Source organism: Streptomyces sp. SID12501 (assembly GCF_010550245.1).
GTDB lineage: Bacteria > Actinomycetota > Actinomycetes > Streptomycetales > Streptomycetaceae > Streptomyces.
Genome location: NZ_JAAGLU010000014.1, coordinates 203,503 through 224,417 on the forward strand (window position 1 = coordinate 203,503; position 20,915 = coordinate 224,417).

Genomic DNA, 20,915 nt, shown 5'->3' on the forward strand with positions numbered 1-20,915 from the left:
CCTGTCGTTATCTTCACCTCCATGAACCTCCGTCTGCTCGCTCTCTCGGGCGTCGTGGCGCTCACGGTCGCCCTGCCGCTGGCCGTCGCGTCCGCGGGGCCGGTGGGCGACGCGGACCGCGCCGCCCTCCTTTCCCTGACGCCGGAAGAGGGCCCTCAGGAGGGCCCTGAGGACGGTAAGGCGCGAGAGGCCGCCGATCCTCCCGCCGGTTCACCGCTGCTGCTGGGTCTGGGGCTCGCCACGGCCGCCCGCTGCGGTCCCGAACTCACCTCCCCCGACGGCATCGAGGCACAGACCTGTGTGCTGTCGCAGGGGGAGGAGACCTGGGCGCGCACCTACTACCGCAACGCCACCGGCCGTGCACTCACGTCCGTACTGAGTCTCATGGGGCCCGAGGCCCACACCGTGCAGCTGCGGTGCGCGGTGGGCGCGGAGGACGAGCCGGGGGTGTGCGAGACGCCCAGGGAGCGCACAGCGGGTGAGCCGGGCGCGTACATGGCGGTAGCGGAGTTCGCGGGAGTGGCCGGGCAGGGACCGCTGTTGCTGCGGTCGGGGAGCAACTCCGGTGCGCCTGACGGGAGTTGACGCGCGGCACGGTTCCGTACAGAACGCCGCGCGGGCCACTGCTGGATCTCCGGGCACAGAAAGACCCGGTTGCTGGCGACGGGGGATGCACCAGCAACCGGGCTACTGCAACGCTAACAAGAGATCGGCGGTTCGCAAATTCGAACTTGGCTATTCGGACACCGATTCCCCTGTTCTCACGGGGAGTTGTGACAGGAGTCACCCGGTCGGAGCGGGCCGATCCGACTGTGCGTCAGCTGAGAGTCACCTGTCGGTTGGTCAGGCCGCCACGGGCGCGGCGCTCTTCCGGGGTGAGCGGGGCCTCCGAGGCCAGGGCGGTGGCGAGACGGTCGGCGAACTCGGCGGCCGGCTTCTCGACGTCCTCCGCGGTGACGCCGGTCGGCAGGTCCCAGACCGGAACGGTGAGGCCGTGCGCCCGGAAGGAACCCACCAGGCGCGTGCCCTCGCCCAGGCTGGACCGCCCGGCCGCGTGCAGCCGCGCGAGGGCGTCGAGCAGCTGCTCCTCACCGTGCGGCATCACCCAGCGCAGGTGGTTCTTGTCCGGCGTCTCGCACCAGTACGCGGCGTCGACGCCCGTCAGCTTCACGGTCGGGATGGCGGCGTCGTTCGCCCGCTCCAGGGAAGCGGTGACGTCCGCCGTGGCGTTCTCCGCGTCCGGGACCCAGAACTCGAACCCCGTGTGCACAACTGGCTCGAACGCGCCTTCGGGGTCGAGCAGGTCCTGCAGTCGCGGGCCCTCGGCCGGGGCGCGGCGGCCCTGGACGGGCGTACCGGGCTCCGCTGCGAGCGCGCGCCGGAGGGTGTCGGCGAGGTCGCGGCTGATGTCGCCGGACGACGTGTCGTTCTGCAGACCGAGCAGGACCGAGCCGTCGTCGCGGCGCAGGGCGGGCCACGCCATCGGCAGGACCGTCGCAAGTGTGACCGAGGGAACGCCCTCGGGAAGGCCGCCCGCCAGGGTCAGCTCCACGGTGGCGGCGGGGACCAGCTCGCGCAGGGCCACCCAGTCGCCCTCGCCGGGCAGGCCCTCGAAGGGCCGGTGCACCAGTTCGGTCACCGCGTGCGCGGCGGCCCGGCCGTGACAGGCCTTGTAGCGCCGGCCGCTGTTGCAGGGGCAGGGCTCACGGGCGCCGACAACCGGGATCTCCCGGTCGGACAGCTGGGGCCGCGAGGCCTTCGTCTGGGGTCGCTTCTTGGCCATCGTGGCTGTCTCCCGGTTACGGCTCGTCTCGTACTGGCGCGAGCCTAGCCGCTCGTACGACGGCCGACGGGACCCTGTGGACAACGGACCGCACACCGACGGCCGGACCTGTGGACACGTCCGGCCGTCCGTATGCCGTCAGTCCATGTCGTCGAACGCGTCCGCGAAGTCCAGCTCGGGTATCGCGGACATCGAGCGCGCCGTGATGCGGGTGGCGAAGTCGGTACGCCGGTGACCCGCGTCCGGGTCGTGGACGTCGTCGTTGACGACGACCCACACCGTGACCTCGCCGCGGGTGTCGTCGCGGACACCCCAGTCGTTGGCCAGCGCCGTGATGATGTTCAGCCCACGACCGCCGTGCGCCGTCACCGAAGGGGTCGCCGGAACCGGGCGGGTCGGACCGCCGCCGTCCGTCACCTCGACGGTGAGTCTGCCGCCGTTCTCCACGCGCCACGCTGCCCGGACATCGCCGTCACCGGCCAGGGCCTCGCCCAGTGGCCGACCGTGTTTGCACGCATTGCTCAAGAGTTCGGACAGGATCAACACCGCGTCGTCGATGACCGATTCCGACACACCGCCCGTGCGCAACTGATCGCGCATCCGGTGCCTTGCTCTCCCCACGCCCGCAGGGCCATGGGGAACGGCCATGCTCGACGACGTGGGCACCTCCTGTGCCACCACCAACGCCACCCCCGAGACCTCCTTTGCCCCACGCCACGGTGTGAATGCCCCCTTGGCCTGTACCGGAAACCGTCCCTTCCGCCTTGTATGACGCACTCGCGGTGATCGAACACAGAGCGAACGCGCCGGTGCACTCCCTGTAACCGAGTGGCCGGATTTCGACGGTATGGCCGAAGGTGGAGGTTTCCTCACGGAGACCGTCAGGTCAAGAGTCCTGGCGCGAACCGGGGTCGGAGTCGGGTAAGAGACGGCTCGTGGCCGAGGGGGTTCCGTCGTCGCGGGAGCCTGGCTGGTCAGCGGCCCAGTTGCCGCAGGACCGCGCCCGGGCGGTTGGTGATGATGGCGTCGATGCCGAGGTCCACGCAGAGGTCGACGTCCTCAGGCTCGTTCACGGTCCAGACGTGCACCTGGTGACCGGCGCGTTTCAGCCGCTCGATGTACGCCGGGTGACTGCGCACGATCCGGATCGAGGGGCCCGCGATCCGCACCCCCAGAGGCAGCCGGCCGTCGCGCAGCCGGGGTGAGAGGAACTGGTTCAGATAGACCGTCGGCAGCGTCGGCGAGGCGGCGCGGACCCGGTGCAGCGAGCGCGCCGAGAAGCTCATGACCCGTACCTGCGAATCGGCCGGGGACGCCGGGGCGTCCAGCCCGAACCGCTTGAGCAGGAACAGGAGCCGCTCCTCGACCTGGCCCGCCCAGCGCGTGGGGTGCTTGGTCTCGATGGCCAGCTCCACCCGCCGCCCGGCGTCCGCGACGAGTCCGAGCAGCCGCTCCAGGGTGAGTACGGAGGTGTCCTCGCGGTCCTCCGGGCGGTGCTCCCAGTCGGGGGCCTCGTCGCCGTTCTTCCAGGAACCGAAGTCCAGGGCGGCGAGATCGGCGAGCTCCAGTGCGGAGACCGCGCCGCGGCCGTTGGACGTACGGTTGACGCGACGGTCGTGGACGCAGACGAGATGGCCGTCCGCGGTCAGCCGTACGTCGCACTCCAGGGCGTCGGCGCCGGCCTCGATCGCCTTCTTGTAGGCGGCCAGCGTGTGCTCGGGTGCCTCTTCGGAGGCTCCGCGGTGGGCGACGACCTGGATCGGGTGCTGTCGTGCGTGGGTCACCGCGTCATGGTGTCACCGTCGGAGGACGGTCGTGACGCGGCGGGCACCCCGCGCGCGTAACAGATACCCATGTTTGTGTGACTTGTCGGATATAAAGGATCGTCCCGGACCCACAGGCACCGCTTATGGTGCCCTGACGGCCGGTGGTAAAAGCTGACGGCATACAAAAGGACACGCACAGCTGAAACGTACCGACCGCGTACCCGTGTAAACGGGTACGTACATATGTGATCGGACGTGACCAAGTGCGACCGACCAGGACAGCCGTGGATCGAGGAGACAGAGCTGTGAGCACCGAGAACGAGGGCACTGAGGTACCCCCGGCCCCGTCCGCACCTCCCGTGCCGGTGGAATCTCCTGCTGCCTCCCCGCAGGCCACCGCGACCGAGGCATCGACGACTCCGCTCCCGCCGGTGCCTTCGAGCGCCCCGGGCGCACCGGAGCCGGAACCGGCGCACGCGGGCCAGGTACCGGCGTACGCGTCGGCAGGAGCGCCGGAGACAGGACAGGGCGCCGGGTCGGGCCACGAGGCGGGCGCCTGGCCACCGCCCCCGCCGCCGGTGACGCCGTCGTACATGGACGCCGGCGACAGCGCGGCGTACGCGGACGGCGGAGGCGGAGGCGACACGGGCACGCCCTGGGGCGCCACGTACGACCAGCAGCCGAAACCGAAGTCCGGGCGCGGCGGGCTGTTCGCGGCCGTGCTGGTGGCCGCGCTGGTCGCGGGCGGTCTGGGCGGCGGCCTCGGCTACACGCTGGCCAAGGACAACGACGACTCCACCACGTCGACGACGGTCGCCGCCGCACAGCAGAGCGGCGGCGACCTGAAGCGCGACGCGGGCACGGTCGCGGGCGTGGTCGCCAAGGCACTGCCGAGCACGGTCACCATCGAGGCCGAGAGCTCCAGCGGCGAGGGCGGCACCGGTACGGGCTTCGTCTTCGACACCCAGGGCCACATCGTCACCAACAACCACGTCGTCGCGGACGCGGTCGACGGCGGCAAGCTGACGGCCACCTTCCCTGACGGCAAGAAGTACGACGCCGAGATCGTCGGCCACGCACAGGGCTACGACGTGGCGGTCATCAAGCTCAAGAACGCACCGTCGGACCTCCAGCCGCTCACCCTCGGCGACTCCGACAAGGTGGCCGTCGGCGACTCGACGATCGCGATCGGCGCCCCCTTCGGCCTCTCCAACACGGTGACCACGGGCATCATCAGCGCCAAGAACCGCCCGGTGGCCTCCAGCGACGGCAGCGCCACCAGCAAGGCGTCGTACATGAGCGCCCTGCAGACCGACGCGTCGATCAACCCGGGCAACTCCGGCGGCCCGCTGCTCGACGCGGCCGGCAACGTCATCGGCATCAACTCGGCGATCCAGTCCTCCAGCAGCGGCGGCCTGAGCACCGGCCAGTCCGGCTCGATCGGCCTGGGCTTCGCCATCCCGATCAACCAGGCCAAGTACGTCGCACAGCAGCTGATCAAGACCGGCAAGCCGGTCTACGCGAAGATCGGCGCCTCGGTCACCCTGACCGAGGGCACGGGCGGCGCGCAGATCAGCCAGAAGTCGACGGACGCCGCCGACCCCGTCGAGTCGGGCGGCCCGGCCGCCGCGGCCGGCCTGAAGCCCGGCGACGTCATCACCAAGCTCGACGACCACGTGATCGACAGCGGCCCGACCCTGATCGGCGAGATCTGGACCCACAAGCCCGGCGACAAGGTCCAGATCACCTACGAACGCGACGGCAAGTCAAAGACGGTCGAACTGACCCTGGGCTCCCGCGAGGGCGACAGCTGACCCACGCGCCCACGTGAGGACCCGTTACTCTTGTCCCGCGCCGAGCTGATCAGGCCCGGCACGGGGAAGCGTGCCCGAGCGGCCTAAGGGAACGGTCTTGAAAACCGTCGTGGCAGCGATGTCACCGTGAGTTCGAATCTCACCGCTTCCGCGCAGGTCATATGCGTTGCAGGTCAGATGGGGTGTCCCTCAGTGAGGGACACCCCATCTGCGTTCACCCTGTCTCACCCTGACTCGCCTGTATCCCATCTCTGACCAGCGCGTGCGGCCAACCTGCGGCCAGGATTTACGCCCCTCGCTTCCGTTCCCCTACTCCGCCAATCCCTTCTCGATCATCGCGTTCATCTTGGCTTCCTCGCCGTCCAGCACCTTGGCGTAGTAGCGCTGGAGTACGGCCACGCTCTGCCCCGCGCGGCGGGCGGTCTCCGCGAGGCTCACCCCGGAGCGGAGCCAGAACGACACACACGCGTGTCGCAGGTCGTACGGGATGGCGGCGAGTGGAGAGGCCACCTGCGCGGCCGTGAACACCTTCCGGCGAGCCTCCTTCCAGGCCGCGCCGTACTCCTGTGAACGGATCGGACCGCCCCGTACGGCGGTGAAGAGTTGCCCCTCGGGTGTGGTCCCGAATGCGTCTAGGTGAGCGCGCAGCAGGGCGACCAGGACAGGCGGGATGGGCACCGGGCGGACGGAACGGCGGGCCCGATGCTTCAGTTGCCGCTCCTCGTACGGCTTGCCGTCGTTCGTCCACGCTGAGCCCACCTGTGGCCGGGCGCCGGCGAGCATGAGCCGTCCCCACCCTGCCTCGGGGAGGTCGCACTGTTCAGCGCTCAGCATCGACACCTCTTCCGGCCGCAGTGCGGCGTAGTAGATGCAGGCGAAGAACGCGACCAGGTGAGCCCCGCGCGGGCCCTGCGCACGGACCGCGTCCAGCAGTGCTCGCGCCTGCGCAGGGGTGGCGACGCTGCGCACGTCCAGTTCTTCCACGGTTTTGGGTGTCTCCCAGTGGACGCGGTGCAGAGGGTTGCCGGGGAGTAGTTCGTGTTCCACGGCCAGACGCAGGCAGTTGCTCAGCACCGCGCGACGGCGCCGGAACGTGTTCGCGGCGGCGGGCTTGCCGTCCTGACGGCTGGCCAGGTGTTCAAGGACCGTGCGCATGCGCTTGGCGTTGTCCAGGTCGACAACGGCCGGCGCGTTGCGTTCGACCCACGCCAACGCGGCGGCCTCCGCTTCCGGCGGTTCCTGGTCCTGGCGTCCGGCGTTGAACCCCCATTGGTAGAGCGCGCGGCGCAAGAGTTCGTCTGCTGGTCGGCCCTTCCCTGTCGAGCAGACGGCCATCGTGGCGATGGTCAGGCTTTCCGCGATGCTCGCTCGGTGCTTCGCCGCAGCGGTCGGCCACTTCCGCGCGGCGTGCGCGCGGGCATGGGCGTACCAAGTCGTGCGGTTGCGTTCGCGGACCTCCGAGACGGGCAGGCCGGTTTCGGTGTCGAACGGCTCGCCCTTGCGGGTCGCGGTGAGTAGTTCGGCACGGCGGGCATCCGCGAGCGTCTTGGTCGCGAACCTCTCTTGGTGTTCCGTTCCGTCCACCTGCCACCGGAGTTGGAACGGAGCGGCTTTGCTCGGGCGCTTGCGAATGTTCCAAACGCGCACGTCGTAGCTGTGCATCGTGCTCCCTCATGGAGAAGGGACCCCGCTGTATGGCGGGGTCCCTTCGGTTCGGTCAGTGATCAGGCGGCGATCTCGTGCTTGGCCCACCACGCATCCAAGTCGCCCCGGCGGCAACGGATTTGGCCGTTGGGGAGCTTGATGAGCTTCGGTGCCTTGCCGCGTGCGCGCATCCGGTAGAAGGCGGCGCGGCTCATCTCGATCTCGGAGAGGACTTCGGGGAGTTTGAGCATCTGGGGGCGGGCCATGGCGAAACTCCTTGGAGAAGTGCCGTGTTGGGGCTCGGGGCCCCCTTCTGAGGGGCGCTACTTCCGCTACCGCCGCTACCGCGCAGGTCAGAGGCCTGTTGGAGGTAGCGGGAAAGGTAGCGGTAGCGGATGGGTAGCGGCACGGTAGCGGCAACCGGGGGTGGTTGCCGCTACCGTGTTATCGCAGGTCAGGCCAGGTTTTCGGTGCCCGGTAGCGGAGGTAGCGGACTTTCCGGGGGTGGGGGGCAGTAGCGGCCCCACGCGTCGTGCAGATCGGTGGCGTAGTAGCCCTTGAGGACGCTCCCGGCGGCCTTGATGTTGCGGGACGCGATCGGCTCGGTGTCGGCCGTCATGTACTCCGCGAGCATCTTGGACAGGCGCCGGCTGTCGAGCGGCTTGCCGTTGAGATCGGCCCACGGCGCGTCATCGAGCGCGTTGAGCCGGTCGAGGATGGCGATGGTGGGCAGGCGGTCGATGCCGACCATCACGTGATCACGCAGATCGGTCAGCAGCCGGACCCCGAGACTGCCTTTGTCGTTGGTCTTGGACGCGGTCACCAGCGTCACGCACGCGGCGCGGGCCCGGTCGGGCCAGTCGCCGCCGGCCGCGTCGGCGATGGCGAGCAGGGGTTCCCACACGTCCGCCGGGCGGTCGCTGACCTCGTCGGGCATGTCGGGCCAGGCGCCCATGACGAACCCGCGTGCGTGTTCGGCCCATTGGGCGAGCCGGTCACGGAGCTTGTGGCCTTCCGCCTCGTGCAGACGGGCGCGGAAGGGTTCGATGCGCTCGTTACGGGCCCGTCGGCGCATGCGGATGATGACGGACCGCGTCATGATCGTGTCGGGCAGGTTCCCGAGTCCGGCGACCGCGACTCCGCAGTACGACGGGAACGCCTGAACGGTCTGGTTGCCGCCGTCCCCGATGCACCGGTAGGTGACCCCGGTACGGCGGTGGCCTGCGTTCAGGAACCCGCGCAGTTCCTCGTTGTCGCCCGCCTTCGGGCCGAACACGGTGTCGATCTCGTCGAACAGGATCGTGGGCCGCCCGTTCGGTCCGGACACCGACCGGAACAGCGCGGCGGCGGACGCGTTGACGGCCGTCATCGGCTCCGGCACGAGGGTTTCCACGATCTCCAGGGCCCGCGACTTCCCCGAACCCGGTTCCGGGGACAGGAAGGCGAGACGCGGGGTGGAGTCGAAGCAGTCCAGCAGGTGCGCGTGCGCGTCCCACAACGCCACGGCGACGTAGGCGGCCTCGTGGGGGAAGACGTTGAAGCGGCGGTGGAAGGCTTCCACCTCGTTGAGCAGCGCGGCGCCGTCGATGGCGGGCGGGGTGGCGGTCGACTCGGTCATGCGGCGGCCCTTCCTTCTTGGGCGGTGGTGACGTGGGGGCAGAGGCCGACGGTCACGCGGGTGGTGAGTTCGATGACGGCGGCGCGGCCCCGGGCGCGCTCGTGGTGCCCACAGGCACAGAGCCAGTCAGCGATGGGCGGGTGGGTGAACTGCACTTGCAGCCCGGGGCAGATGCCGCTGATGGTGACCGTGTCGGGGTCAGAACCAACAGCACTTCGGACGCCTTCGGCGACGCCCTTCGGTTCGCCCACGGCCGTGCGGGGTGCGGTGGGTTCGGCGGCGCGCGGGCCTGTCGCAGCGAGGGTGATGCTCTTCAGAGGGGGACGGGGTGGGGTGTTCATGCCGCGTCCCGGCGGCGCTGGTTGTGGGTGATCGACCAGTTGAGTGCGCTGCGGAGTGTGGAGCGGCACTCGGCAGCGGTGAGTCCGGCCCTCTCGCCCGCCTCCTGAAGAGCCTGTTCGACCAGAGCGCGGGGGAGGTCGCCCCACGCGACGAACCGCCCCATGGCGCGCGCTGCCCGGAACAACTTCGTTTCGCGTTCCCCGGGTTGGGCCCCGGAGACGTTGCGGGTCTCGTTGCCGAGCGCGATGTCAGCGTATCGACCTGATTGTGTCGTTACGGGCCCTGAGGGGGTCTGTGACGGCTTGGGCGCCGGTTGAAGGATGCTCAGCAGCCATCCGGGCACCGGAGCCGCCACAGAGCCGCTGAGAGTCTCGTACGGTCCGGCGGGGGTGATGCTCCCGGCGGCGACGACGTAGCCACCCCACGCGCGGGTGTCGATCTTCGGGGCCAACGTGCCCTTGGTGCTGGGCAGTCGGATGCCGGGCGGGGTGGTGAAGTACAGATGCCGGCCACCGCTGGGGGTCCGCACGGTGAGGGTGTCGGGGACGGCATGCCCGGCGCGCTCGCAGAGCGCTTGAAAGGACGTCAAGCCGTCAGGCGTGTCCGCACCGTCTTGTGGCTTGGGCATGTCGAGGTCGACGACGACCAGCCCGGCGGGGCCTGTGGCGATGCCGACGTTGAACGGGCGCAGTGCCCACGCGGCGCGGATGACGTCGGGGTTGAGGGTCGCGCGCTGCTCCCACTTGCGGTGTCCGGCGGCGCACTCGCCGGTACCGGGGCACGCGGCCTCACCGTGCAGGGCGGGGGGTTTGGCGCCGGGGCGTAGGGGGTGGACGGGCCAGCCGTGCTCAGCGGCGGCGAGTGCCGCGCGCAGCAGCGCGGCACGGGGGTCATGGGTCATGCTGGATGTCTCCAGTTCCTTGAGGGTGCTGGGTGACAAGGGCGGCCCCGGACTTTTGCCGAGACGGGGGCCGCCCTTGGCGTAGCTAGTTGTTCCTGGCCCAGTAGAGGTACTGGCGGCGGACGTAGCGGCGGGGGTCGCCGGTGACGGTGGCGCCGTCCAGTTCGATCAGGAAGTGGGCCAGTTCGAGGGCGTGTTCGTCCCTGAGGCGGTGGTCGGGCGGGAGGTTGGCGCTCCTGCGGTCGACGGCGGCGGCGCGGCGCAGCCACCACTCTCGGTTGCGCTTGCCGGCGTCGGCCTGGCTGATGAGCCAGTCGAACTCGTCGCGGGGGTGCGGGGCGTCGGCGTACGCCTCTTCCGGCGTCGGCCACGGCTCCGGCTCCGGCCCGGGGTCGTCGGCGGTGGTGTCGGGGAGCAGGAGTGCGCGGGCCACGGTGGCGGCGACGGCGGCGATGTTGCGGGGGTCGTCGTTGGTGGTGCGGTAGTCCTGCCGCTCGCACTGTTCCCAGACGGCGAGGGCGATGGCTTCCATGAGCGGGTCGTCGTCCCGGAGGGCGGCGGATGTCGTGGTGGGCGTGGTCATGACTTCCTTTCGGAGCACAGGTGTTGGTCTCTCAGCCGTAGAACTTGTTGCGCTTGATGACTGCCTTGCGGGCGTTGATCGTGGTCCCGCCCTTGTGGCCGCTCGCGCCGAAGATCTGGACGGCGATCCAGCCGCCGAAGATGACGGCGGCCAGGGTGATGAGCTGAGTGATCAGGGTGGTGAGGGCGGTGATGAACGTGGTGAGGAGCAGCAGGCCGCCGCACACCGCGAGGAACCCGACGCCCCCGAGAGCGACGTTCACGGCCGTCCGGGAGACGGCCGGCGGGGTGGTGACGGGCTCGGGGTGGAGGGGGTTGATGGCGTAGCCGGTGACGACGCGGCCGTCCGGCAGGACGATGCTCGCGACCGCCGGGATGGTGCCCGGCTGGACGGGAACGAGCGGCGCGGGTGCGGCGATGACGGGCTGTATCGGGGTCGGCTGATGGATGGTCATGGCCCGCTTGTCGGGCGCCTGGTGGGTGTGGTCGGGGTACATGCGGAATCCCTTCCGGTGCTGGTTTGGGGAGGCAGGGACACCCCCTTCCGGGGGCGCTGTGGAGGGGGTTTCAGGGGTCTGACCTGGAGTGCCTCCCCGCCTCCCCGAAATGATGTTTCCGCTGATCAGAGTGGGGGAGGCAGGGTGGGGAGGCGGTTGGGGAGTTCTCCCCGCCTCCCCACGACGGGAGGGTTTGCCTCCCCGCGATCAGGAGGCGGAAGCGGAACCGTCGCTGTCGCGGTCGGCGAGGGCGCGGGCGACGTCGTCACGGCGGATGTTCATCCGGCCGTGCGACTTGTAGGGCTCCACGTCGGCGGCCTCCAGCACGCGCTTGAGGTCGACGAACGACCAGCGGCCGTAGGCGTCCGAGTCCAGGACCGAGAGCCGCTTGATGACGTCCTGCGTCAGCGAGCGCTCCTCGTCCCCGATGACGTCGAGGATGTCGGCGAGGGCGTCCCGCTCCTCCCCCTTGTCGACGACGCGCAGGGTGGTGATCCCGTCGCGCATCGCCTTGGCGCGGGCAACGATGGCTTCGGCCGCGTCGTCGTCGATGTAGTGCGTGCGGACCGTGATGGACGCCTGCCCGGCGGGAATGTCGATGCCGGACGAGGCGAGAACCAGGGTTCCCTGATCCAGGCCGGGGCGCAGCAGGTTGGGGGCCGCGCCCCCGTCGACAGCCTTGTCCCCCAGCGCCATCCGCGCCTGAGACTCCGTGCCCAGCGCGAGCGAGGCACGGGTGTGGGCACCCTCGCGGACCAGCTTGGGAAGGTTCTGGTCGGTGGGGTCCTGCGTCCCCTGCCACATCAGCACGTTCACCGCGCGGCCCTGGTTGTGAATCTTGCGGACCGCCATGAAATACCGCGAGGTGGCCTTGGCTCCGCCGTAGGGGCGCCGCTCGTCGTCGACGACCGGGCACATGAACGCCATCTGTGCTTCGTCCACGATCACGATCAGGGCGGGGAACACCGTTCCGGGCGGGGCCTGGATACGGCGGTTCATCTCCTCGACCGCGCCCTCGACCATCTCGGTCACCTGGATGACGTGGTCGTCGGTCGGGCCCTGGATGAACATGCTGGCCAGGCCGTCGAACATGGCCCAGTCGCCCACGCCCTTGAGGTCACCGATCCAGAACTGCACCGACTTGTCCAGGGCCAGCCACAGCGCAAGGGAGCGCAGGGCCACGGTCTTGCCCTGGTTCGACAGACCGGTGATCAGCAGGTGGCGCTGATACAGGCTCAGTGCCGCCATGTCGCCGCGCAGGTCCTGACCCCACGGGGCCTTGCCCTTGGTGTAGTCGGCGGTCATCGTCTCGTCCGTGACCAGCGGAGACGGCCCGATCGGCTCATCGAGCGCCCCGGAGTCGGCCACCCACAGCCGCACCGTACGGGCCGCCTGAGGGATGGTGATGAACACTTCGTGCTCGTGCCGCGTCAGGTTCTCCGCCAACTTCCGGCGCCGGTTCTGCACTTCGATCGTGGAGACCCCCGAGGGAAGCGTCACGTCGACCTCGACACCGCATCCGGCAATGCGGATCGGTCCGAGCATGGACGCGCCGGCGTCGCCCATGTCCTTGATGGCGTTGCGCAGCGCGGGTACTCCGAGGTCGCGCAGGGCCTTGACGACGATGGACGGGGTGACCGGCTCACCCTCACCACTGCGGACGTTCGCGGGCAGCGCCCACGCCGGGGCGGCCTGCTGCTTGCTGCCGACCGCCCACAGGGCGAACAGGGCGAGCAACGGGCCGACGATGATGGCGGTGCCCCATGTGACCTGGACGATTCGGATCAGCAGGGCGATGAACTCGATGGTCGCCTTGAGCGGGGTGATGACGTCGCCGATGTCGTGGTTGTTGATCGCCATGACGACCCCGAGGGCGACCAGCACGCCGATGCCCACCCCGGTACCGACCGCAAGTCCCTTGGCGGCCTCTACGGGCGAGTGCAGCAGGTCCATGCGGCGGTGGTGGCGTGCCTGGCGGAAGCGCTGCAACCGCTCCTCCCACTCCTCGGCGGCCTCCAGGTTCCCGGCGGCTTCCGCCGTGCGGATCATGCGTTCGTATCGGGCGCCGGTCTTGCCGTCCCAGGTGCGGCGGGCCACGATCCGGCCCCCGTTGAACGTGTAGAGGCCGTGACGGGCCACCGCACGAACAGCCGTCTTGGTGCTCTCGTGGGTGACGGCGGTCTTGACGGCACGTCCGGAGCGCACCCACAACGGCGTCAGGGGCGCGGGCGGGGCGTCGGGCACCACGGTCAGGACCGTGGGGGCCACGTCCGGCTCAGCGCCGGTGAGGGGGGTTTTGGTGAGAGGGATGATGTTGTCGGTCATGCTGGTGGTGCTCCTGACTGCCCCTCTTGGGGGCGGGAGTTGGGGGTGAGGGCGTCGGGGTGGCCGGGTCCGTGGAAAGAGCGGGCACCCCGGCGCCTGGTCTTGCTGGGTTGGCTGGTCAGAACCAGCCGGAACGCTTCTTCGCCGCCTTCTCGCGGGCGGCTTCGGTGATCAGGCGCTGCTTCTCGCCGTGCAGGGCGGCCAGTTCGGCGGTCAGCCGCATCTCCGCGTTCGAGGTGGTGGTGTCGATCTGCTGCTCCGCACGGGCGGTGCTCTTGCCCCGTACGACCTTGTAGGAGCCGCCGATGGTGGCGCGGGCCATGGCCCGGCGCTCGGCACCGTTGAGCGGCCACGACTCGCCCCGCTTGACCGCTTCCAGCTTGGCGGCGGCCTTGTGGATCTCGCGGTCGATACGGCGGATCTCGGACTTGGACACGGGCAACTCCCCTTCTGTAAACGGTGGTTGTGGGTTGGCCGTTTCAGGCGGCGAGGGTGCCGGAGTGGTGTCCGGCGGTGGTGAGGGTGTGCAGTGCGGCTATGGCCTGTTGGGGCATGACGCCGTTGCCGAGGGCTTTGAGCTGTGCGGAGCGGGAGAGGCCGGGTACGTCGGTGACGTGTCCGGCGTCGAGGCCCATGAGCCATTCGACGAACGGGGGGTTCAGTCGTCCCAGAGCGTCAGTTGGCCGGGGAGCGGGGCGTCCGAGGACGGTTTCCCAGCGGGCGACGGCCGGGCCGTAGACGCCCCAATCCGGTGTGCTGCCGAGGGGAGCGCCAGGTCGCCCTTGCTCCCGCGTTGGTTGGGTCCGCCGTTCTCCCCGTCGGATGCCCGCGGGGTCGGCAGCAGACTCGATACCTCCGCTGCCAGGCACTTGCCGTGCGTCCCCGCTTCCTGCGACGGCGTCCGTCTGGTCTGCCGGTTCTCGTTCGCCGACGCGCGGGGAGTCGGCAGCAGTGCCCCGCTGAACGTCAGGTCCGTCAGCGTCGGAGAACTGCTGCGGGGGTTCGGGGCTGTCGACTGGCGGGCGCCCTTGGAGTCCCCGACCACCGGTGTCGGCAGCAGGGAGACGACGTGGCGCAGGTTCATCCCGCCCTGAGCGGCGTGTCCCGGACCGGTGTTCTCCGACGTCGAGGGCGTCGGCAGCAGCGAGGTGACGGCCGTCGGGAGCTGCCCCCGCTGGCCCCCGCCCCGCCAGTCCCGCGCTGCCGGTGTCGGCAGGCCAGGCGAGGACGAAGAGCCGTTTGCGCTGGTGAGCGGCGCCGATGTCGGACGCGCGAAGAGTGCACCATCGTGCATCGAACCCGAGGGCGGCAAGGTCGGCGAGGACGGTGTCGAATCCGAGAGAAAGGTGCCCTGCGACGTTTTCAAAGACCGCGTAGCGGGGTCGTAGAACGCGAAGGGCACGGGCGATGTGGGGCCAGATGTGCCGGGCATCGGCGGTTCCCTTCCGTTTGCCGGCGGAGCTGAACGGCTGGCACGGATACCCGCCGATGTAGATGTCGACGGGTTCCACGTCGTGCCAGTCGACGGCGGTGATGTCCCCGAGGTTGGGCACGTCGGGGTGGTGGTGGGCGAGGATGCGGGCGGCGCCGGGGTCGTTGTCCGCCACCCACGCCAGCTCCCCGCCGAACACGGCCTGGACGGCTTCGTCCAGGCCGCCGTATCCGGTGCACACGGAGCCGATCCGCAGCCCGCTCACACCGCCACCGCCCCGCCCTCGGCGGCACGCTCGGCACGCAAGGTGTCGCGCAGCATCCGGGCGTTGACCGGGGAGGTGTGCAGTTCGAGGCGGATGCCCTCAGCGGTGAGCTTGGCGTCCGGCCAACCGGCCGTCACCTTCCGTGCCTCAGCGAGCAGTTGATCCGGTGTGCGCTTCGGTCGGGTCGGGCGGGCGACGGCGGGAACCCTGCCGGTCGCCCGACGCGGACGGACCGACTCAGCCGCCACCGCACTCCGTACGATCGGTTCGACCTCGGCCGGATCGGGCACCGGTACCGCAGCCGCCAACGCGGGCAGCGGAGTCGATTCCAGCAGGTCAGGGGTAGACCGATAACTGATGGTCTCGGTAGATTCCTCCGCATTCACGATCGGGGCCGGAATCGGGTCGGGGACCGGGGTGGGCTGGTGGTGCAGCACCTTGGCGACCAGATCCGATCCGAAGTAGATCGACCCGACCGGAAGCGACGTCGCCAGCAGGACCAACACCCAGTTGGCGTACTCGCCGGCGGCAAGCCGTCCCCAACCGGCCGTAGCGTCGTGCAGCTCGGGCACGAGACCGTGCACGTAGTTGAGGACCAACGAGGCGAGCGTGTAGGCGCCCAGCACCCGCAACGCGAACGTCCGATCCTTGCCGTCGAGCACAAGAGCGGCGACCAGGGCCAGGGCCATCAGGCCGTCGACCACGAACGGGTAGAGGGTGGCGGCGGTGTCATCCGCACCGACCGCGTTCGCGATGTCCCGCAACGCGTTCCACGACACCCGGAACGCCATGCCGACGACCGCGACCAGGGCCAGCACGAGAGCGGCCCGACCCTTGCGGTTGAGGCTCACCGAAACCACCCCCGCTTCCTGGGTGCCGGGGCGGTGGCCTGTGCTTCCTGCTGCTCCCAGCGGCGGGCCTCGTCCTCACGGCCGTCCAGACGGGCGAGGTGCGCGGCCTGCTGGTGTGCCGACATGGCCACCCACTCGCGGTGCGTGGCAGCGGCGACCGGACGCGAGGGCGCGGGAGTGTCAGCGCGGCGGGCGGCCTGCTGAGCCGCGTACTGCTGCTCCGGGGTCTGCATGTCCTTGAAGCGGCGGCCCATCACGCCACCGCCGCAACGGGCATGTCGCTGTAGCCGGTCAGTTCCAGCACGGCGCCCGAGAAGTCGACGAACACCTTCAGCACGCGCGTCTGGCCGGCGCTCTGCTCGCGGTAGTCGACCATGTCCGGGTCGACCCCCAGGGCCTCCCGCCACGCCTCGAACACGGACAGGTCGTCATGGAAGCTCAGTCGCAGCCGGTCCGGGTAGACCGTGGTCACGTCCACGTGCGGCGCGGGCAGATGCCCGAAGTCCACCGCCAGCACCCGCAACGCCCGCAGCGGCGCGCTGAGGCAGTCCAGTGCCAGGGTCGCGCTCACGCTCCCACCCCCGGGATGTGCATCGTGGTCAGGTTCGCCAGGGTGAGGCGGGCGGCCAGCACCTTGCGGCGGGCCCGGCGGATACGCCGCGCGTCCAGCTCCGTGGGGGTGCGGTCCAGCGTCATGATCTGTGCGTCCAGCAACTCGACTTCCGCCAGGATCAGCGGCATCTCAACCGAGATGGCGCCCAGCTCAGCGAACGTCGGCTCGCGGTCGGGAAGAGCGGTGGTAACAGCTTTCTGATCAGCACCGATGTGCTTCATGGGTCGTGGTTCCTCTCGCAGGGTGGTACGGCCCGAAGCGGCGCCCGGGTTGCACCCCGGGCGCCGCGCGCCGTTGATGTGGTGGGTGGGTCAGTCGTTGCGGCCGTAGGCCTCGTTCAGCTCCGCCACCGCGTCCGTGCACTCGCCGGACGTGATGCGGTCGTAGACCTCCTGGCCGATCTGCACGGCTTCCGGGGAGGTCAAGTCGGTGGTGGACTCCTGGGACGTCGTGTCGAACATGCGTTGACTCCTGAGGTGTCGTAGGTGTGGGCCGGCGCCGATCGGATCGGCGGGCCCCGTTCCCCTGCCTGCTTTGCTGCGTACGCCCGTCGTGGCCGGGCAGGGGAGGCAACCCATCGACCACCCGTGTTCAGGTGGCTGGGTCGGCACACTGTTGAGTTCTCAATCAATTCGCGCTTCCTTCGTACTCACCCCTTGCGGGGCTTTCCTCCGGGCACATCCATAGACTGGACCGGTGGACCGGTCCAGTCAAGTCGGGCGGCATGAGCTTTGTCGACATTCGGAGCATTCCTGCTGGCCAGAGAGCTGAAAGAGCATCAAAAAAGCTGGACCGGCGGACCGGTCCAGCTCTTCTATGGGTAACTCAGGCCTACATCGCATAGGTCTCCACCTGCTCATAGTGGGGGGAGGGGGTGACCCCCTCTTCACATACGAGCGGGCGCCCTTGTTGGTCGTACGCGGTGTGCAGGATGACGGCAACCGCCGTCGCCTCAGGCAGCGCCAGGTGGTGTGACTCGTGCTCAGTTGCGAGCCGCACCGTGGTCACGTCCACCCCCTCCGCCGGATAGCGGCCGGTCTGCCGACGAACGTAACGAGTCGTTCCCTCGGCGATCGGGGCGGTGTCCGCGAGGCGGGGCGAGGCTTCCGCGATCTCCGGCGGGAACCACGCTTCCGCGTAGCTGTGCGGGCTCCCGTCCGGGAGTCGGTGGAGTCGGATGCGCCGCAATGCGGAGACTCCCGAATCGATGCGCAGCGCGGTGGCCACGCGTACCGGGGGCTCGGCCCAATCCGGCTCACCCACCCTCTCGTAGGGCATGCCTCCAGAGATGCGGGCGGAACCCGCCCGTCGTGCGCCCGCAGGTCGCGCGACGGGGGTGTTCGTCACGACGAATCCCGTTCCCTGTTTGGCTACGACGACACCGTCGCTACGCAGCACGTCCATTGCTTTGATGGCGGTCGCACGCGACACCGACCACTGTTCCGCGAGGTCGCGTCCGGATGGCAGAGGCTCATCCGGAGCGAACTCGCCAGCGGCGATACGAGCACGTAGCGACTCCGCGATCTCCTCGTACTTCAGTAGGGCCATGACTTCCCTTCCGACACTCCAGGGTGGACTGGTCCACCGGTACACACCATACTGCTGCTATGTCGAATCGCGAATTGGCCCCCTCTGTCCTGCGCTTTTACGGCGAGACCGTGAACGAGGACAGCCGCCTGACTCGGTCGGCAGACGGCCGTCTCGAACTGGCCCGAACCAAAGAACTCCTGCGCCGCTTCCTACCGCCGGCCCCCGCGCGCGTGCTGGACGTCGGGGGCGGCACCGGAGCGCATGCGGAGTGGTTGGTGAAGGACGGATACGAGGTGTCCTTGGTGGACCCCGTTCCCCGCCACGTTGAACAAGCGTCCGCCGTCTGCCCGGCGTCCCTCGGAGACGCGCGGGACCTGGACGCGGCCGATGACAGCTACGACGTCGTGCAACTACTCGGTCCGCTCTACCACTTGCCCGATGCTGGCGACCGCCGTCAGGCACTGTCAGAGGCGCGCCGCGTCGTGAAGCCGGGCGGGTTGGTAGCCGCAGCGGCGATCAACCGTTATGCCTCACTGTTCGAGCACGTCACATACGCGCACCTCCACACTGAGCGCATGCACGAGGCAGTCTCGAAGATCCTCCGAACTGGGGTGCACGATGGTGATCACTTCACCCTGGCGTACTTCCATCGTGGTGAGGAACTCGCTGATGAGCTTCGGCAAGCGGGGCTCAGCGACGTGCAGGTGTTCGGAATCGAGGGTCCGGCGTGGTCGCTCGTGAAAGCGGTGGAACAGCAACCGGGCGACGGCCCCACAGACGACCTGATCGCGGCCGCCATGGCAGCCGCGCGGATGGCTGAGCCATACCCGGAGTTGCTCGCCGCCAGTTCGCATCTGCTCGCGGTGGGACGGGCACCCGAGGACGCCAACGGCTGACGTTTCATCCCATGGGCAGGGGCTGTTCTGAGGCCCGACCGGCCTCGCGACAGAGCCTTGTGGCCATCCTCTGGCCAACACAGATCGGATGATGCACCCCGGGGCATCATGTGTGCAGGTCAGGGGCATGCCGCCGCGTGAAACCGGTCGGTCTTGAAAACCGTCGTGGCAGCGATGTCACCGTGAGTTCGAATCTCACCGCTTCCGCAGTGGTTCAGTGTGTGAGCCGATCAGGAGGGGCACCCCGACACCGGGGTGCCCCTCCTGCGTGTTCGGCGCCGCAGGCCGCCGGCCCGCCCGGGGGTTCACCCCCGCCACCCCGTCATCCGCGCCGCCGAGGCAACGGTCGCCCGTGCCTCCCGTTCCGTAAGTCCCGTCTGGACGGCTGCTTCCACGAGAGGGGCCAGTAGAGCGGGCCCGATGCCGTTCTCGTACGCGCGGCAGGCTGCCCAGAAGAGGCGGGTGTTGCGTTGGCCCTCGTGGGCCGCGAGGACGAACTGGACCAGGCCCTGGCCGTGTTCGCTCGGCGTGGGGGACGCGGAGCGGTGTGCGCGCGGCGGCGGTAGGAGGAGGCGCAGGAGGGACGGTGGGCAGCGGGCCGGGGTCAGGTGGGCCGTGCCGGGGGCCGTGCCGTAGACGCCGTGTTCGGTGCGGGAGCCGGGGCCGACGAGGTAGCCGCCGGCTCCTCTGATGTCGATGCCGGGAGCCAGTCGGCTCGCCGAGTTGGGGACCACGGCGTCCGCGGGGCCGGTCAGCCAGAGATGGCGGCCGCCGGACGGGGTCAGGACGACCACCGTCTCGGGGATCGTGAAGAGGTGGCGCAGTGCCAGTTCGCGCAGGGCCGCGGAGGAGTCCGTGCCCGACTTGGTGTCCAGGTCGATGCCGATGAGGTGGTGCGGGGGCAGGCCGCAGGCGATGCCGTAGCCGGTGGCCCAGGGGGCGGCGGCGAAGAGTTCGCGGATGCGGGACGGGTCGGTCGTGGCGTCGTACACGCCGTGGCCCATGCCTCCGCACTCGCCGTGGCACGGGGGCGGGGCCGGGTCGTCGTGGTGGGGGGAGCGCAGGGCCGGGAGTTTCGTCCGGGACAGGGGGATGACGGCCAGGCCGCGTTCGGCGGCTGACAGGGCGTGGGCGAGGGCCAGCGTCGTGGCCTGCCGGTCTGTGGTGGCCATGTTTCCATGTTCGTACTCATGTTCGAAAAAGGGAAGGGTGCGTGGCCCTTCGGGGTCGTTTTGGCGGAATGGCTTGAAATGTGCGGGAACGCTTCGGCCCTTGCGTCCCTTGGGTCTCAGCCGTACTGGTTGGCGTGAATCACCCTCATTGGCCTGACCTGCAACTTCCGTGACTTGAAGAGGGTTTATCGACTTGTCATCACGCTTGAGGGGGAATGATTGGTTCCGGGGTGGTTCGCCGGGGATTCGGTGGGCAATCCTGATCTCGCGACGCAGTGCACAGCGGCGAAGCAGCACCGGGGCGGGTGGCCAACTGCCTTGGGGCTAGAGGTGGTTCACGCATCACACGCACTACGCATCACGCGTACTTCGTACGGTCCGGCACTGGAGCCGGGGCGTACATGTTCTGGAGGAACAGACATGGCAAGCATCCGTACCGCCCGCGTTCTCGCCGCCGTCTCGGCTCTGCCCCTCGCCGCCGCGCTCTTCAGTGGCGTCGCGACGGCGGACAACGGCGCCTTCGCGGACGACGGATCGAACTCGGCCGTCGCCAGCATCATCGGCAGCGGCGTGGGCGGAAACAACAACGGCAACTCGTCCACCTCGCAGCAACAGGCGGTCGGCTCCGGCGCCTCGAACCAGAACAACACGGCACAGGTGAACGGCTCCGCCTTCACGGCCATCGACCAGTCCAACGCCGTCGTCAACTTCACCAACCTCTGGTGAGCCGTGGGCCGGCTGGGGTGTGGGTCCCCGGCGGTCCTGAACTCCCTTGTGGGGAGCGCTTCACGGGGTGGTAACGCGTCTGCGCGGCGGCACGTACTTCGTGCCGCCGCGCAGGCGTTTTCCGGACCCTTGACACCCTCCATTATCTGACGGACAGT

At 69.5% G+C, this 20,915-nt stretch carries 24 protein-coding genes and 1 tRNA gene; 5 read left to right on the top strand and 20 right to left on the bottom strand.

All coding sequences use genetic code 11. The annotated features are described in order from the left end of the window. Positions 1 to 21: 21 nt before the first annotated feature. Positions 22 to 585: a hypothetical protein gene (locus G3I71_RS19030; RefSeq protein WP_164315992.1), complete on the top strand. Its 564-nt coding sequence runs from the start codon at positions 22 to 24 to the stop codon at positions 583 to 585. Positions 586 to 817: 232 nt separating this feature from the next. Here G3I71_RS19030 and G3I71_RS19035 read toward each other — a convergent pair whose 3' ends face one another. The 3 genes from G3I71_RS19035 to G3I71_RS19050 form a co-directional block, all read right to left on the bottom strand. Next, positions 818 to 1,783, bottom strand: a complete 966-nt coding sequence (locus G3I71_RS19035) for a DUF5926 family protein (protein WP_164315993.1) — start codon at positions 1,781 to 1,783, stop codon at positions 818 to 820. 138 nt (positions 1,784 to 1,921) lie between these two features. Continuing rightward, the gene (locus G3I71_RS19040) at positions 1,922 to 2,473 is read right to left on the bottom strand and encodes an ATP-binding protein (protein ID WP_164315994.1); all 552 of its coding nucleotides are present in this window, start codon (positions 2,471 to 2,473) and stop codon (positions 1,922 to 1,924) included. 284 nt (positions 2,474 to 2,757) lie between these two features. Continuing rightward, positions 2,758 to 3,567, bottom strand: a complete 810-nt coding sequence (locus G3I71_RS19050) for a glycerophosphodiester phosphodiesterase (protein ID WP_164315995.1) — start codon at positions 3,565 to 3,567, stop codon at positions 2,758 to 2,760. 287 nt (positions 3,568 to 3,854) lie between these two features. Between G3I71_RS19050 and G3I71_RS19055 the strand changes: the two genes are divergently transcribed. After that, the gene (locus G3I71_RS19055) at positions 3,855 to 5,363 is read left to right on the top strand and encodes a trypsin-like peptidase domain-containing protein (RefSeq protein ID WP_164315996.1); all 1,509 of its coding nucleotides are present in this window, start codon (positions 3,855 to 3,857) and stop codon (positions 5,361 to 5,363) included. A gap of 64 nt (positions 5,364 to 5,427) precedes the next feature. Next, positions 5,428 to 5,514: transfer RNA gene (locus tag G3I71_RS19060), tRNA-Ser, on the top strand. A gap of 158 nt (positions 5,515 to 5,672) precedes the next feature. On the opposite strand, the gene G3I71_RS19065 is transcribed toward G3I71_RS19060, so the two are convergent. From G3I71_RS19065 to G3I71_RS19135, 16 genes are all read right to left on the bottom strand, one after another. Beyond that, positions 5,673 to 7,025: a site-specific integrase gene (locus G3I71_RS19065; protein WP_164315997.1), complete on the bottom strand. Its 1,353-nt coding sequence runs from the start codon at positions 7,023 to 7,025 to the stop codon at positions 5,673 to 5,675. Positions 7,026 to 7,087: 62 nt separating this feature from the next. Beyond that, complete coding sequence (locus tag G3I71_RS19070) at positions 7,088 to 7,273, bottom strand: AlpA family transcriptional regulator (RefSeq protein WP_164315998.1); 186 nt, start codon at positions 7,271 to 7,273, stop codon at positions 7,088 to 7,090. 188 nt (positions 7,274 to 7,461) lie between these two features. After that, a complete protein-coding gene (locus tag G3I71_RS19075; RefSeq protein ID WP_164315999.1) occupies positions 7,462 to 8,625 on the bottom strand; it encodes a DUF3631 domain-containing protein in 1,164 nt (387 codons plus the stop codon). After that, a complete protein-coding gene (locus tag G3I71_RS19080; protein WP_239149214.1) occupies positions 8,622 to 8,966 on the bottom strand; it encodes a hypothetical protein in 345 nt (114 codons plus the stop codon). The genes G3I71_RS19075 and G3I71_RS19080 overlap by 4 nt, the downstream gene beginning before the upstream one ends. Beyond that, positions 8,963 to 9,868 (bottom strand): bifunctional DNA primase/polymerase, encoded by a 906-nt coding sequence (locus G3I71_RS19085; RefSeq protein WP_164316000.1) that lies wholly within the window; start codon positions 9,866 to 9,868, stop codon positions 8,963 to 8,965. Before G3I71_RS19085 ends, G3I71_RS19080 begins: the two co-directional genes overlap by 4 nt. 85 nt (positions 9,869 to 9,953) lie before the next feature. After that, entirely contained in the window at positions 9,954 to 10,451 is a 498-nt protein-coding gene (locus G3I71_RS19090) for a hypothetical protein (protein ID WP_164316001.1), read from the bottom strand. Positions 10,452 to 10,482: 31 nt separating this feature from the next. Continuing rightward, on the bottom strand, positions 10,483 to 10,947 hold the full coding sequence (locus G3I71_RS19095) for a hypothetical protein (RefSeq protein WP_164316002.1): 465 nt from the start codon (positions 10,945 to 10,947) through the stop codon (positions 10,483 to 10,485). 207 nt (positions 10,948 to 11,154) lie between these two features. Beyond that, entirely contained in the window at positions 11,155 to 13,272 is a 2,118-nt protein-coding gene (locus G3I71_RS19100) for an ATP-binding protein (protein ID WP_164316003.1), read from the bottom strand. 118 nt (positions 13,273 to 13,390) lie between these two features. Next, positions 13,391 to 13,708 (bottom strand): hypothetical protein, encoded by a 318-nt coding sequence (locus tag G3I71_RS19105; protein WP_164316004.1) that lies wholly within the window; start codon positions 13,706 to 13,708, stop codon positions 13,391 to 13,393. Positions 13,709 to 13,751: 43 nt separating this feature from the next. Beyond that, a complete protein-coding gene (locus G3I71_RS19110; RefSeq protein WP_164316005.1) occupies positions 13,752 to 14,969 on the bottom strand; it encodes a DNA cytosine methyltransferase in 1,218 nt (405 codons plus the stop codon). Continuing rightward, positions 14,966 to 15,820, bottom strand: coding sequence for a DUF2637 domain-containing protein (locus G3I71_RS19115; protein ID WP_164316034.1), 855 nt, complete (start codon positions 15,818 to 15,820; stop codon positions 14,966 to 14,968). The genes G3I71_RS19110 and G3I71_RS19115 overlap by 4 nt, the downstream gene beginning before the upstream one ends. Continuing rightward, positions 15,817 to 16,074 carry a hypothetical protein gene (locus G3I71_RS19120; protein ID WP_164316006.1) on the bottom strand — a complete coding sequence of 86 codons (258 nt, stop codon included), beginning with the start codon at positions 16,072 to 16,074 and terminating at the stop codon, positions 15,817 to 15,819. The genes G3I71_RS19115 and G3I71_RS19120 overlap by 4 nt, the downstream gene beginning before the upstream one ends. Next, positions 16,074 to 16,391: a hypothetical protein gene (locus G3I71_RS19125; protein ID WP_164316007.1), complete on the bottom strand. Its 318-nt coding sequence runs from the start codon at positions 16,389 to 16,391 to the stop codon at positions 16,074 to 16,076. Before G3I71_RS19125 ends, G3I71_RS19120 begins: the two co-directional genes overlap by 1 nt. Continuing rightward, complete coding sequence (locus G3I71_RS19130; RefSeq protein ID WP_164316008.1) at positions 16,388 to 16,654, bottom strand: DUF6284 family protein; 267 nt, start codon at positions 16,652 to 16,654, stop codon at positions 16,388 to 16,390. The genes G3I71_RS19125 and G3I71_RS19130 overlap by 4 nt, the downstream gene beginning before the upstream one ends. A 90-nt stretch (positions 16,655 to 16,744) precedes the next feature. After that, positions 16,745 to 16,894 (bottom strand): hypothetical protein, encoded by a 150-nt coding sequence (locus tag G3I71_RS50360; protein WP_203730720.1) that lies wholly within the window; start codon positions 16,892 to 16,894, stop codon positions 16,745 to 16,747. Between the two features lie 370 nt (positions 16,895 to 17,264). Beyond that, on the bottom strand, positions 17,265 to 17,981 hold the full coding sequence (locus G3I71_RS19135) for a GntR family transcriptional regulator (RefSeq protein WP_164316009.1): 717 nt from the start codon (positions 17,979 to 17,981) through the stop codon (positions 17,265 to 17,267). A gap of 59 nt (positions 17,982 to 18,040) precedes the next feature. On the opposite strand from G3I71_RS19135, the gene G3I71_RS19140 reads away from it, so the two are divergent. Beyond that, positions 18,041 to 18,859 carry a class I SAM-dependent methyltransferase gene (locus G3I71_RS19140; protein ID WP_164316010.1) on the top strand — a complete coding sequence of 273 codons (819 nt, stop codon included), beginning with the start codon at positions 18,041 to 18,043 and terminating at the stop codon, positions 18,857 to 18,859. Between the two features lie 305 nt (positions 18,860 to 19,164). On the opposite strand, the gene G3I71_RS19145 is transcribed toward G3I71_RS19140, so the two are convergent. Beyond that, a complete protein-coding gene (locus G3I71_RS19145; protein WP_164316011.1) occupies positions 19,165 to 20,031 on the bottom strand; it encodes a bifunctional DNA primase/polymerase in 867 nt (288 codons plus the stop codon). A 420-nt stretch (positions 20,032 to 20,451) separates the two neighbouring features. Here G3I71_RS19145 and G3I71_RS19150 point away from each other — a divergent pair, with 420 nt between their 5' ends. Beyond that, positions 20,452 to 20,757, top strand: a complete 306-nt coding sequence (locus G3I71_RS19150; RefSeq protein WP_164316012.1) for a hypothetical protein — start codon at positions 20,452 to 20,454, stop codon at positions 20,755 to 20,757. Positions 20,758 to 20,915 lie beyond the last annotated feature (158 nt).